The following is a 14,245-nucleotide window of genomic DNA, read 5'->3' as shown; positions in this document are numbered from 1 at the left end:
GTATCTTGGTATAGTAATTTTGACTCAAAGTTCTTTTCTATAATCCTTTATAAAAATTGCATCAGCAATTTGTACCGCGTATGCTTCTGTATTTATTTTTATTACACAGTAAATATTTCTCTGTGGTCTTTAAAACTTTTAAACTCTACCATATATCCGTTGGGATCTTTCACAAAAAAGGAAAGGTGCTCTCCAACCTTCTTTTCAAAAAACGTTACTTCGGTAGTTACATCAAGATCCATGGAGAAGAGTCTAGAATACAATTTACCCCAACTATGGATATCTATGATCACGCCAAAGTGAAAAGAAGGTAATACATGATCTCCCAAACGGTAATTTTTGAAATCAAAGTTAAAATCTCCCACTTTGGTAAAAGTGATCTGATTTCCGTACAAATTGATATCTATCCAACCATCTGTAGATCTTCCTAATTTAGCACCTAGTTTATAGGTATAGAAATCTTTTGTTTTTTCTATATCCTCACAGGGAAGGGCCAAATGAAATTCTGCATTTTTCATTATTCTAAAGTTTTACGATTATTCCATTTTTGGTTCCTCTGGTAAATCAGTTTCTTCACCTTGGTCATTTTCATCTTCATGGCTTTCCATTGCACTAACCAGGCGTTTACTAACTTTAACCAAGTACAGGGTATCTTCTGTTTTTACTTCTACACATTCTACGATTTCGTTTTGTGCATTTCTAAACGTAATGATATTTTGATCATCATATCCATCAGGATATTCGTTTACCAATAGATCTAAAATAGTATTGTTTAATTTTTTATAATCAACAATTACTCTTTTCAAATTTGCGTTTCGTTCTGTTTTCATTTTGTTTACATATCTAATAAATAGGCAAATATTAATGGTGCCACAATGGTTGCATCACTTTCTATGATAAACTTTGGAGTATCTACATCCAGTTTACCCCAAGTGATTTTTTCATTAGGTACTGCTCCGCTGTAAGATCCATAGCTTGTGGTTGAGTCACTTATCTGACAGAAATAATTCCAGAACGGGGTATCTGTCCTTTCTAAATCTTGATATAACATTGGTACGACACAAATAGGAAAATCTCCTGCAATACCGCCTCCAATTTGGAAAAAACCTATTCCATCCTTAGAGTTTTTGGTATACCAGTCTGCAAGAAAGGTCATATACTCTATACCGGATTTCATTGTACTTGCTTTGAGTTCTCCTTTCACTACATAGCTAGCAAAAATGTTACCCATTGTACTATCTTCCCATCCTGGAACTACCAATGGTAAATTTGCTTTTGCAGCAGCATACATCCAACTATCTTGAATATCTATCTCGTAGTATTGTTCTAAAACTCCAGACAATAACATCTTATACATAAATTCATGTGGAAAATATCGCTCTCCCGCTTCTTCAGCATCTTTCCAAATCTTAAAAATATGTTCTTGTAATCTTCTAAAAGCTTCTTCTTCTGGTATACAAGTATCGGTTACACGATTTAATCCTTGCTCTAATAAACCCCACTCCTGTTGTGGTGTTAAATCTCGATAATTTGGCACTCTTTTATAATGGCTATGCGCCACCAGATTCATAATATCCTCTTCGAGGTTAGCTCCTGTACATGAAACAATATGCACTTTCTTCTTACGAATCATTTCTGCAAAAATTTTTCCCAATTCGGCAGTACTCATCGCTCCAGCAAGAGATACCAGCATTTTTGAATCCTTTTCTATTTGGGTTTCATATGCTTTGGCAGCATCTACTACGGAAGCTGCATTAAAATGTAGGTAATACTTTTCTAAAAATTGAGATATAGCTCCTTTATCCTTCATATTCATCATCTGTAAATTTTAGGGAGTTATTTTTATCATTTCCTTTAAGAACAAATAAATTTTCATTCTCATCATCAACATCTTGTTCTTCAAATTTGTAACTCAACATTTTATAATATAATTTGGCTGCAGCAAAATCTGAGGATTTATCATCTTTATTTGGACATAATTCTACGATATCAAATCCTACTACATTTTTCTCTTCAAATATTTTCTTAAGAAATTCAAGGGTTTCATACCATAACAACCCGCCAGGTTCTGGGGTTCCTGTTGAAGGTAAAACAGAAGGATCTAAAGCATCCAGATCAAAAGTGATATAGACATTATCTGTCATTAGCTCGATAGCATTATCCATCCAATAATCATCTGTTGCCATTTCATGAGCAAAAAACACTTGGTCTTTATTCATTACTAAATTTTCTGAAGCATCCATACTCCGAACACCTACTTGAACAAGGTTGGTATTTTGATTAGCTTCATATAACGCACAAGCATGATTGTACTTAGAACCTTCATATTCTTTTCTTAGATCCGCATGGGCATCTATTTGCACTACTGTTAAATCCTTAAAACACTCATCAAAAGCACGTATAGCTCCTATAGAAATGGAATGTTCCCCTCCTACCAGAGTCACAAATTTGTTACGTTTTATATTAGACTTGACAATAGCATGTACGCTTGTAACCATAGCTTCTGGAGAATCATTTTCATTAACAGCTTCTGTAAGGTAAATACCTTGCTTATATACTTCGCTATTGGTTTCTATATCATATAACTCCATATTCTCTGAAGCATGTAAAAATGCTTCAGGGCCTTTGTCTGCTCCTTTCCCCCAAGTGCTAGTTCCATCATACGGAACAGGTATTAATACTACTTTTGATTTGTCATAGCCAGCAAATCGTTCTGGAATTCCGGCATATGTTTTCTGAGTTTCCATTTTAACAATGTTTGGATTTAATAAATTAATTAGGATTTATAAATGTTTCTTTTTGTGAATATTCTACAACTTCTTCTTTTGTTATTTTTTGATATCCAAGAATGGATAATAATTGTTCTGAAGTTTGTTGCGGTGCAAAAACTTCTGTAGTTAAATTTCCATTCTCGTCACGATCTATCAAAATATGTTTAGGTTGTGGGATCAAGCAATGTTGTAATCCACCAAAACCACCAATAGTTTCTTGATATGCTCCAGTATTGAAAAACCCGATATACAACGGTTTATCTTTTTTATATTTAGGTAGATAAATGGCATTCATATGTTGTTCGGAGTTATAATAATCATCACTATCACAGGTTAATCCTCCGAGTAACACTCGTTCATACTCCTCTTGCCATCTATTTACAGGAAGCATTACAAAACGCTTATTTATTGCCCAAGTATCTGGAATTGTTGTGATAAAGGACGAATTGATCATATTCCATTTTTCACGATCATTTTGCTGTTTTTGATATAGTACTTCATAAATAGCACCACCACTTTCGCCAACTGTAAAACTTCCAAACTCTGTAAAGATATTAGGAACATCTACTCGTGCTTCTTCACAGGCAATCTGAATTTGATTTACGATTTCATTAATCATATACTGATAATCATAATCAAATGCCAAAGAATTTTTTATGGGGAATCCACCCCCAATATTTAAGCTATCCAGCGACGGGCATATTTTCTTAAGACTTATATAAACCTTTAAACATTTTAATAATTCATTCCAATAGTAAGCGGTATCACGAATACCTGTATTAATAAAAAAGTGAAGCATTTTTAATTTCACTTTCGGGTTATTCTTGATTTGGTTATTATAAAAAGACACAATATTTCGATACCCTATTCCTAACCTAGAAGTATAAAACTCAAACTTTGGTTCCTCTTCTGAGGCAATGCGGATCCCTACTTGAAAGTCTTCATTGATTACGTTGCTTAATAAATCTAACTCCTCATAATTATCAATTATTGGAATACAATTACGATGGCCTTTATTAATTAATCGAGCTATGTTTTGGATATACTGGTCTCTTTTAAAACCATTGCAGATCACGTATGCATTACTACTGATTTTGCCTTGGGTCTTTAAGTTTTCTACGATATCAATATCAAAAGCCGAAGATGTTTCTATATGAATATCATTTTTTAACGCTTCGTTTAACACGTGTCGAAAGTGAGAACTTTTAGTACAATAACAATAGCTATAATCACCAGCATAATTATTCGCTTTAATGGCACTCTTGAACCAGTATTTTGCTCGGTTAATGTTTTCAGATATTTTTGGTAGATAGGTGAATTTTAGAGGTGCTCCATATTGAGCAATCAGCTCCATAAGATTAATACCATGAAACTGTAATTGATTATCCTCTAGTTTAAACTCTTCTTGAGGAAAATGAAAGGTTTGGTCGATAAGATCGATGTATTTTGTTTTCATCTGTTTTATTTTTGTTTTGCAGATAAAAATCACCATTGCATGCACGGACCAGAGTAGTCCTGCGATCAATAGATCATTCCATTATAAGGGATTTAAAAAATCAGAAATAGATAAAATAAATGGTTAAATCATTTACATAAATTATTTCATATTCGAATAATGGAAATAGTATAGGGAACGAATGACATTCGTTCAAAAAATTGAAGTGCAATTGTATACTTTTTGGAAGTCAGCCTGAGAATTCGGTTCCTCATCCCTGAGGCAGCTTTTGGAGTAGACTTCTTTATGCTCCTAAGCCCGAATCTGAAAAACGTTTTCATTTATGTAGGCAATGCGTCCTTAGTGGACTCATTATTTGTTATATTCAAATGTAATAAAAAACTAATATCAAAAACTTTTTTGTGTACTTTTTTTTAAAATTCCGTTTTACATAAAATAGTAACTCAAGATTTAATTTAAGAATTAATAAAAATACCCCAATAGTGTATACCAAAGAAATTAATCAGTAAATCCATGACTACTATTAAATGTTAACATCGTTAATAAAAGCATGAATGCTTAAAAGGTTAACAGACCAAGAGAATATATCTATAATAAAAGGTAAGTTTTATGAGCATCCACTTAACCTGAGAAACATGTCATGTAAATAGATAACCTCATCTTATTATCTATAATCATTCTGAAATAATTATTGTATTTTCATTCTATGAATGTAATTAACTATACCCAAGGAGTTTTACAATATATTCCTTTCTTTTATGTAATCTGGTCTGATGATTTGTTATCCTACTCTGAAATTTCTGTCATAAAAACGGCAATACATGAAGACGAAACACTGCGAAAAGATGATCAAGATATTTTGATTAGTTGGTTAAACCCAAAAGCCCCACCTAAAGATAAGGAACTTAAAAACTGGAAAAAAACAATAACAAATTCTTATATTAAACTTGTAGAAAGTGAAGTGCATCCACTTACTACATTCTGTCAAAAATTAGTCTGTTACTATCATGCTGATTGCCCTTTTAATGTTCGTTTAAAAGACATCGAAATAAATCTTGGCATCCAACCCAACCACTATAAGCACTTATTTGATTTAGAAGTAGTCCAAGAAATTACATCTAATCATTATGATTCTTCTAAAATTGACTTAATTCTAAAAGGAAAACACACTACTGTTGTGGATGATTTTAGAAAAGTTCTTAAAGCCCCCATTTTTGATTGGGGTATTAAAAGAACAAAAGAAGAGTTTAGGGAACACGTTTTACAACAAGTAAAGTTCCTTGCTAAAGAAGGATATGGCGCAATGGCATATCCAGAGGCTTATGGAGGTACAGAAAATATGCCTGGATATGCAGCTATTTTTGAAAACTTAATGTATGTAGATGGCAGCTTAGCTATAAAATTTGGGGTTCAGTTTGGTCTTTTTGGAGGAAGTATCCAAAAATTAGGAACAAAAAAACATCATGATCAATATCTAACAAATACTGGCGAAACAAAACTATTAGGATGTTTTGCCATGACTGAAACTGGTCATGGATCTAATGTAAGAGGTGTTAAAACCACTGCTACATATCATAAAGAAACAGATAGTATTATAGTACATACACCTGGCAAAAATGATAATAAAGAATATATTGGGAATGCATTACATTCTACAATGGCATCTGTTTTTGCTCAATTAATCGTTAATGGTAAAAATGAAGGAGTACATGCCATTTTGGTTCCTATTAGAAATGAGGAACACAAATTAATGCCTGGTGTTACTATAGAGGACAACGGGTACAAATTGGGGCTTAACGGCGTAGACAATGGAAAAATATGGTTTCATCAAGTGCGTGTTCCCCGAGAGAACCTATTAAATAAGTATGGTGATATTAATGCCAATGGTATGTATCATTCTGATATCAAAAATCCAAACAAAAGGTTTTTTACAATGTTGGGGACTCTGGTTGGAGGTAGAATATGTGTTGCTCGAGCTGGATTGGGAGGCGCTAAAAAAGCTCTGGCCATAGCAGTTAAACATGCCTTAAAAAGAAGACAATTTAATGACAGTATCAAAATACAAGAAGATCTTCTTATGGATTATCCAACACATCAATTACGATTAACACCTGCAGTTGCCGCCTGTTATGTATATGATGTTACGTTAACACATATGATGGAAATATACAGTGACAAATCCGTAGTAGATAAACGAAAAATTGAAACTCAGGCAGCCGGACTTAAATCAATAATTACCTGGTTTTCAAATAACACAATACAAGAATGTAGAGAAGCATGTGGTGGAAAAGGATATTTATTAGAAAATCAAATTGCCAACCTAAAGAATGATGTAGACATTTTTACCACTTTTGAAGGAGATAACCATGTATTACTTCTATTAGCAGCCAAAGGCATATTATCAGAATTTAAATCCGAGTTTAATAGTGCTGGTTTTACTGCAGTATTAAAACTGTTAGGTTCTAGACTTACTGATAAATTAAGTACTATCAACCCTGCATATACCAATAATACAGATAAGGATCACCTATATAGTTCAAAATTTCATAAACATGCATTTGATTATCGCACCAGAAGGCTTACCTATACGCTAGCTATGCGAATTCGAGATTATGTAAAAAAAGGAATTCCTTCGTATCAAGCTTTTCTGAAAGTACAAACACATTTATTAGCCTTAGGAAAAGCATACAGTATTGAACTAGCATATACAACCTTCACAAATTTTACAGAAACCATCGAAGATGAAAAGTACCGACAACTATTTCAGAAAATGGGTACTATATATGCATTACACGAATTACGAAAAGATGCATCTTGGTATCTCGAACAACGATATATCAGTGGTACAAAATCAAAAGCGATACGAAGTCGTGTAGAACGACTTTCTACAGAATTGAGACCTCATATAAAAACATTAGTCGATGGATATGGGATACCAAAGCATTGTATGAATGCACCTATTTCAAAAAAATGATACACATATATGCTAAATTTACTAGTTTTTTAAACTTTAGGTATGCAATAAAATCAGTGTTTTATTTTTAATAATTTGACAATAAAAAACCCATACATAAAAAGTGTTTTTATGTATGGGTTTTTCGATGACTACATCTATTGTTATTTACTTTTGGTCTGAAACTTCTTCTGTAGCTTTCTCTTTATCTTCCTTTATCATTTTTTCATCTTCTTCAGTAATTCGTTTATGTTCGGCTGCTACATTTTTGTGCTCTTTCTCCATATTTTCATGTTCAGCTTTCACAGACTCATGTTCTTCTTTCATTTGCTCTAAAGTTATCTGACCAGAAGCATGTTTAATTTCTATCTCCTTATGTTTTTCTATTAATGCTTTGTGAGCCGAGATAAGTTCACTGTGCTTAGCTAATAAAGTTGTGTGATTCTTTTCAGTAACTATATGTATAGAATCGTTCTCTATAGTTTTATGAGCATCTACCATTTGTTGATGATCATCTTTCATATCATTGTGCTCTTTGGCCATAGCTTCATGAGAAGCCTCCATTTCTTGATGCTTTTCTACCATTGCTTTATGCTCTGGTGCTTCAGCAGGGTTTTGTTTACAAGAAACAAACAAAAGAACTGTTGCAACTACTGCTAATTTACTAAGTGTTTTCATGATTTTGATTAATTGGTTTACGTTTCAAATGTATAAAACTAATTTTTCACTAAATTATTTTAAGTCCTCTTTTTTTAAATTAAACACTTCGTTTATCTAACAAGGAGTGTCAAAAAAGTATTTACTTATAACCAAAATTAAAATTGTTAAATGATTTGTAATTTATTTTAAATAAAAGTTATTTTTTATTTAATCTTTTGCCAAAATTAGTTCTTTTGATCATCTTCAGGTAAGCGAACCTTTTTAATTATTATATTTACCACATGAGATTGAACATTAATAAAAATATAATTTCTCTCTTTTTTGTTTCGGCTTTTATATTTCTTAAAGTTGTTAATGCTCATGCTTTTTCTCATTTTTCTGAAGACGATGATGATCAAACTCATTGTGAGCTATGTGAAATATTCACCACCACAAATCAGCTCACACCTTTTACCAATAATTCGTTAACGGAAATAGAACAAAAGTTCATAGTTGCTTTTCAGGAACAGAAGATTAATTTTTGTTACGAAACTTCTCAATATAGTATTACGCAACCCAAAAGTATTTATAACAAACCCCCTCCTTCAAAGTCATAAGTATTGCTTTATTATTAGAACATTAATCTGTTTTATTACTTAATCATATTCTTTTTTTTTTAATCTGATAAATGTTTTATCCTGACTTTATAGGGATAAGCCTGCTTGTAGTAATTACATCTATTATATTCTAATATACAAATACTAGCATATTTTCTAACGGGATATCGTCTTTTGCAATACTTATTCTCTCCGTAATTTAAAAGATACAACGGCAGAATGTATCCTTTTCTGCTATTTACAAATATAAATTCAGTAATAATGATTACAAAACAAGATTTAGAAAATGCTCAAAAAGTATGGGGGCAAGGAGTAGTGCATATCGGAACATTACAATCTGATAGAGTTCAATGCGAAAATTACACGCAAAATTTTGTAGACGAACTTTATGACTTTAAAAACAAACAGGTATTATTTAAACCTACTAAGGCTGCAATTGATCAATTCAGAACTACTAGTAAAAGTGCCATTTCGTATTTCATTGGCGGAAATTCAAAATATACAGAAGATAAAGGATTTGCTCTCCAACCCTGGACACAAGTTAGGTTTGAAAATGCTGCTTTGATCTTAGAAGAAAACCGAGCGCTAGCTATGGGTAATTATTTTTTCACTGATATAAATGGACAAGATACCAAAGTCGAATACACTTTTGGGTATCGCAAAGACACGAATGGAAAACTAAAAATAGACGTACATCATTCGTCTTTACCATTTAATATAGAAGAAAGTGTATGAGTTTTAATAAACTAGAATCCAGCAACTGTCTGTTTCTGATTTGTCCAACAGATCATATAGAAATTATTTTAAGGCAAACTTGTAGTACTAATGCATTTTTCTATACGGCTCTTGGAGCTAATTTTAGGTGGGACATTGATACTCAAAAAAACCTTATTACCCTAATCGAGAATCAAAAAGTAGCTCAAATTGTTTTTGTAACAAAATACACGAACATGTTCTATAAAGAAATACTCGAACCCGAAATTGAACCTTTTTTTCATGTTAGTGAAACATTTTTACAACTGGATAAGACGTTACCGGACTACTTATTAAATCAAAGTCATCCTATTTTAAGAACAATGCTTTTAGCATCTCGGCATTTACAAGCACAACAAAAGTATATGCTAGAAACTGCTATTCTAGGAAAAGTCTTGAAACATAATGAAGTCACTACCCAAAGTTTTGTATATCACCCTAATAATCAAATTTTTTATCCGCCAAAAATAATTGAAAATAAGGTGTTATCGCACGGGCAAATATCACTTAACTAAGATAATGTATAGAACATGTTTAGAGTTACAATTTTACTGCTTCTTATATATCATTTTAATGGATGGTCCCAGAAGGAAGAACAAAACTTTCCTCCTCGAAAGACACCTTTAGAAATTAAGGCAACAAAAACGGTAGGAAAAATAACAATTGATGGGGAATTAAATGAAGCTGAATGGCAAAATACCGAAGCGGTCACAGATTTTTTTAGAGTAGAACCGATTCAAGGCGGATCCATTAAAAATGCAACTACAGTTCGTGTACTGTATGATAATAAGAATCTATATTTTGGTGTGTTTGCCAAGGATTCTATGGGTAAGAAAGGTATACGTATACAAGACCTAAGGCGTGACTTTAATAGTGGAGAAAATGATGTGTTTGGTATTCAAATTGATGCGCAGAATACCAAACAGTATGCCGCTTCTTTTCAAACAACACCTTACGGTAATCAATTAGATCTTCAGAACTTTAATGATAATAATACTGATAGAGATTGGAATGCACTTTGGAGCGTACGAACAAAGCGAACAGATATAGGATATTATGCCGAGTTCGCAATTCCGTTTAAATCTATACGTTATGATAAACCTGTTAAAGGAGTTCCAGTAGAATGGGGCATTACCTTTTATCGACTTGCAAGAAAAGATTTTGAAAAGACAGTTTTTCCGGCAATTCCACAATCTTTCTCACAAAACAGGATGGTTTATGCAGCCAAACTTATAGGTTTAGAAGTACCTCCTCCATCAGCTAACATTCGCATCGAACCATATACTTTGTATCAATATGATGAAAATAAGACTGGTAATACCATTACAAATAAATCGAATGACCCAAAAATTGGAGGAGATGTAAAATGGGCGATCAATCCTAATGCCGTACTAGATTTAACTTTAAATACTGATTTTGCACAGGCAGATGTTGATAGGGCTGTAAATAACCTAGAACGTTTTACAATTTTCTTTCCAGAAAGACGGCAATTCTTTCTGGAAAATTCTGGTATATGGGCCGGAGGAGGTAACTCTCAAGTTCGTCCTTTCTTTAGTAGAACTATTGGTCTAGAAAATACTTTTAATGCCGCTCCCGCTCCTTTAGATGTTGGTGCTCGTTATACAGACAGAAACGAAAACAGGACAATCGCTGCGCTTGCTGTTCGTCAACGAGATACCGATAATAGTCCCGCTAGTACTTTTGGTGTAGCCAGATACACCCAAAACTATGGCAAAGAAAATAATATCGGAGCTATGGTTACGTATCGATTAGACGATTCTTCTAGAGATTTAGGAGTTTCTTCACAAAATAACACAACCATTTCTATTGATGGATTTATCCGCCCTAAAAGCGAAATCACACTTTCTTATTTACTATCTACATCATTAGATAGCGAAACTGGTGATACAGGTTATTCTGGAAGAGTATTTGCAGGATCTCGAACTAACAAATATTACCTTGGTTATGTTAATACTTTTGTAAGCAATTCCTATGCTCCGGATATGGGTTTTGTATTTCAAAAAGACGTCATGTATCATAGTCCGGGAGGATACGCTATTGTTCGACCTAAATGGTTACCTTTTGTACGAAGATGGGATCCTGGGGCTTTTTTAAATTACTATCATGACTTCGAAGATTTTGGTAATTTTCAACAAGCAAGTATTTATATCTTTCCTATTTATACATGGTTTAAGGATAATAGTTTTATCGAAGCTTCTTTTACTCCTACTTGGCAAAATATAAATTTTAATTTTGCTCCTCTAGGTCTGGAAATTCAAGAAGATGAATACCAATATACTAGGTTTCTATTGAGATACAATACAGACCAATCTAAAAAGTTATCAGCATCTATTCGGTATGATTTTGGGAATTTTTATAATGGTACGCGAAATACTGTTATAGCCGGATTACGCTATGCTCCTGTTCCGCATATTGCACTTTCTGCAGATTATGAACACAATGACATTAATGGATTAGGAATATTACAGGAAGACCTAGATACCGATTTGTATACTGCAAATCTGCGATTGGCTCTTAATCCTCGCATGCAACTGTCAACTTTTTATCAATACAATAGCTTTAACGAACAAGGTAGATGGAATGTTCGCTTTAGCTGGGAGTATATGCCATTGTCGTTTATTTATTTAGTGTTTAATGATACACAAACTGATGTATTTGACCCGCTACAGCGCAATACACAATTCATTAGTAAAATAACCTTCTTAAAACAGTTTTAATATGTTAAATCAATTTAAAATCTACACTTTTCTTCATGATTTTTTGGGTATAGAAAAGAATAAAACCGAGCTAATCATAAAAAACGTAGTCAGTACAACTATAACAGTATCGCCTAAAAACCCCTACAAATAACTAACACATATTAAAATGAAACTATCAACAAAATTTTATACCATATGGTTACTAGTAAATGTAGTATTTTTTTCTACCTCATTTACAAGTTCACATCCTATTAAATTAACCTCATCTTTAATTGAATATAATCCTAAAACATCTCGTTTACAAATAGAATGCAGAGTTTTTATTGATGATTTCACATACAGTATAGATGGTACATTTACTAATAACATAAATCTTTCTAACCTCTCAAAAGAGGATAAAAAAGGAATTGAAGGTTACTTTGAAAAATTTTATCCAATAACCATTAATGACCATAGATTTCCTCTAAAATACGAGACTTCTAAGGTTCTAGAAGAACACAATGTATTTATTCTTAAATTTTCGCAAGAGGTCTTACCCATCAAAAAAGGCGATCAACTTTGTGTAGAAAATACTCTTTTTTTTGAAGAATTTGCATTTATGCAAACCAATATGATTACAGTACGTGTCCCTCCTTTTATTAATGAAAATTACTTTGAAGCTACATTTGACGACTTTTCTTTACCTATAAATTTATAAACATATTTACTAATGAATAATTTAAGTTCTTTTTTTACTAATGGATGGGATCATATTGTTGATATACATGCGTATGACCATCTGTTATTTGTTATGACATTATGCGCAGCATTCAAATTAACACAATGGAAACAAATACTGGTAATTATAACTGCATTTACCATAGGACATAGTGGAACTCTTATACTAAGTGCTTTAGATATTATTCCTGCAAATTCTACAATAGTAGATATGCTAATTCCCTTTACCATAATGATCACAGCACTAGCAAACATCATTAATTATAATAAACATGGTAAATTTTCTGATACGAAAGTAAAATATGGAATCGCATTGGTTTTTGGCTTAATTCACGGACTAGCATTTGCAAGCAATTTTAAATTCATGCTATTTAGCGACAGTATTATCATGCCTTTATTAGCATTTAATATTGGTATCGAAGTAGGGCAAATATTTATTGTGTTACTTTTTATGACCTCACTTTGGTTATATACAAAATTTATAAATGGAGCACATTTTAAATGGAATTTATTTATCTCTGGAGCGGGTTTTGGTATTGCCGCAACCATACTACTAAATGCTGTTAACGATGTACAATAATGAATCAATAATTGTTACTACAAAAACTAATTATTTAGCAAAATTCACTTTTAAAAAATGATTTCAATTATGTTTCAACGTATAGCTATTTGTTTGATTCTTTTACTATCCTTTGATTCTTGTATTACACAAGAAAAAAAAGAAAATGACAATACTATTATCGATCGAAAAAAGATTGATGCAGTTTTTAATAAAGATATATCTAAAGTATTATTGGACCATTTATATGTGGTTGTAGATAGTATTACGTATACCAAACTAACAAAAGATAATCAATGGAAAAATAAGTATGGTTCTCTAGATTCAGGATTACCAGATTTTGCACCTGTTCATGATAAGGCACTTACTTGTTTTTTACGTGGGCATCAGCATTATATTGAGATTTTGAGTCCAAAAAATTCATACAATGAACCTATAGGGAAAAGTGGTATTGGTTTCTCTTTAAAAAACAAAAATGAACATTTTCATTTAGGTGTTAAACCTAGATTGAAAATAACTAAAAACTCATTTCTTTATGCTACCGAAACTGTAAAAATGCCTTTGAGAAACCATAAGCATACGTGGTTTAAGGCTTTTTATACGCCTAGTCCCGGTACAGCTTTACATACCTGGTATGGTTTCTATAATCCTACTTTTTTAGATAGCCTTTATGGAAACTATCATGCTACATATTCACGCGAAGCATTCCTTGAACCGGTATATACAGATCAAAAACTTTTTAATGCAATTAAAGAAATTTACTTAAACTGTACTTTAAATGATTATCGTCGTATTATTCAGGAATTGAATTATTTAGGATGTAAATTCTTAGAAAAAAAAGGCAATATACTTACTATTGCCAGTGAGGATATTATCATTAACATACAACCTTCTGATCAGATTGAATATAGTAGAATCACTAAAATAATTTGTCGACTGAATGATAAAGATGATAGTATTACCCAATTAGGTAACGTTACCATCACTAATCAAGGAACTGAATCGATCTGGGACTTTGATGAGCTTTACAGAAATAATCCTTAAAAGACTCTAATGTATA

14 protein-coding genes are annotated in these 14,245 nt (G+C 32.3%); 8 read left to right on the top strand and 6 right to left on the bottom strand.

Annotation, left to right across the window (positions count from 1 at the left end; all coding sequences use genetic code 11):
* Nucleotides 1-101 precede the first annotated feature (101 nt).
* Genes D1816_RS01035 through D1816_RS01015 form a run of 5 tightly spaced genes read right to left on the bottom strand, consistent with a single transcriptional unit; the run spans nt 102 to nt 4,227 of the window.
* Nucleotides 102-518: a VOC family protein gene (locus D1816_RS01035; RefSeq protein WP_066311938.1), complete on the bottom strand. Its 417-nt coding sequence runs from the start codon at nt 516-518 to the stop codon at nt 102-104.
* A gap of 18 nt (nt 519-536) precedes the next feature.
* The gene (locus D1816_RS01030; RefSeq protein ID WP_162900329.1) at nt 537-830 is read right to left on the bottom strand and encodes a hypothetical protein; all 294 of its coding nucleotides are present in this window, start codon (nt 828-830) and stop codon (nt 537-539) included.
* A gap of 5 nt (nt 831-835) precedes the next feature.
* Complete coding sequence (locus tag D1816_RS01025; protein WP_118506181.1) at nt 836-1,810, bottom strand: deoxyhypusine synthase family protein; 975 nt, start codon at nt 1,808-1,810, stop codon at nt 836-838.
* Nucleotides 1,800-2,747, bottom strand: a complete 948-nt coding sequence (speB, locus tag D1816_RS01020; protein WP_118500853.1) for an agmatinase — start codon at nt 2,745-2,747, stop codon at nt 1,800-1,802. Before speB ends, D1816_RS01025 begins: the two co-directional genes overlap by 11 nt.
* Nucleotides 2,748-2,772: 25 nt before the next feature.
* The gene (locus D1816_RS01015; RefSeq protein WP_118500852.1) at nt 2,773-4,227 is read right to left on the bottom strand and encodes an arginine decarboxylase; all 1,455 of its coding nucleotides are present in this window, start codon (nt 4,225-4,227) and stop codon (nt 2,773-2,775) included.
* A gap of 706 nt (nt 4,228-4,933) precedes the next feature.
* On the opposite strand from D1816_RS01015, the gene D1816_RS01010 reads away from it, so the two are divergent.
* Nucleotides 4,934-7,201, top strand: coding sequence for an acyl-CoA dehydrogenase (locus tag D1816_RS01010; protein WP_118500851.1), 2,268 nt, complete (start codon nt 4,934-4,936; stop codon nt 7,199-7,201).
* 147 nt (nt 7,202-7,348) lie between these two features.
* On the opposite strand, the gene D1816_RS01005 is transcribed toward D1816_RS01010, so the two are convergent.
* Entirely contained in the window at nt 7,349-7,858 is a 510-nt protein-coding gene (locus D1816_RS01005; RefSeq protein WP_066311947.1) for a hypothetical protein, read from the bottom strand.
* A 263-nt stretch (nt 7,859-8,121) separates the two neighbouring features.
* On the opposite strand from D1816_RS01005, the gene D1816_RS01000 reads away from it, so the two are divergent.
* From D1816_RS01000 to D1816_RS00970, 7 genes are all read left to right on the top strand, one after another.
* Nucleotides 8,122-8,436: a hypothetical protein gene (locus D1816_RS01000; RefSeq protein ID WP_066311949.1), complete on the top strand. Its 315-nt coding sequence runs from the start codon at nt 8,122-8,124 to the stop codon at nt 8,434-8,436.
* A gap of 261 nt (nt 8,437-8,697) precedes the next feature.
* On the top strand, nt 8,698-9,171 hold the full coding sequence (locus D1816_RS00995) for a hypothetical protein (protein ID WP_118500850.1): 474 nt from the start codon (nt 8,698-8,700) through the stop codon (nt 9,169-9,171).
* The gene (locus D1816_RS00990; RefSeq protein WP_118500849.1) at nt 9,168-9,704 is read left to right on the top strand and encodes a hypothetical protein; all 537 of its coding nucleotides are present in this window, start codon (nt 9,168-9,170) and stop codon (nt 9,702-9,704) included. Before D1816_RS00995 ends, D1816_RS00990 begins: the two co-directional genes overlap by 4 nt.
* Nucleotides 9,705-9,719: 15 nt before the next feature.
* Complete coding sequence (locus tag D1816_RS00985; RefSeq protein ID WP_118500848.1) at nt 9,720-11,927, top strand: DUF5916 domain-containing protein; 2,208 nt, start codon at nt 9,720-9,722, stop codon at nt 11,925-11,927.
* 148 nt (nt 11,928-12,075) lie between these two features.
* Nucleotides 12,076-12,606: a DUF6702 family protein gene (locus D1816_RS00980; protein WP_118500847.1), complete on the top strand. Its 531-nt coding sequence runs from the start codon at nt 12,076-12,078 to the stop codon at nt 12,604-12,606.
* Between the two features lie 12 nt (nt 12,607-12,618).
* Nucleotides 12,619-13,206: a HupE/UreJ family protein gene (locus tag D1816_RS00975; protein WP_066311954.1), complete on the top strand. Its 588-nt coding sequence runs from the start codon at nt 12,619-12,621 to the stop codon at nt 13,204-13,206.
* Nucleotides 13,207-13,275: 69 nt separating this feature from the next.
* The gene (locus tag D1816_RS00970) at nt 13,276-14,229 is read left to right on the top strand and encodes a DUF5829 family protein (protein WP_118500846.1); all 954 of its coding nucleotides are present in this window, start codon (nt 13,276-13,278) and stop codon (nt 14,227-14,229) included.
* The last annotated feature ends 16 nt before the right edge of the window (nt 14,230-14,245 follow it).

This window comes from Aquimarina sp. AD10 (assembly GCF_003443715.1).
GTDB classification, from domain to species: Bacteria; Bacteroidota; Bacteroidia; order Flavobacteriales; family Flavobacteriaceae; genus Aquimarina; species Aquimarina aggregata.
Note: the sequence above shows the minus strand (reverse complement) of the source record. Positions and strands in the feature narration are given on the sequence as shown.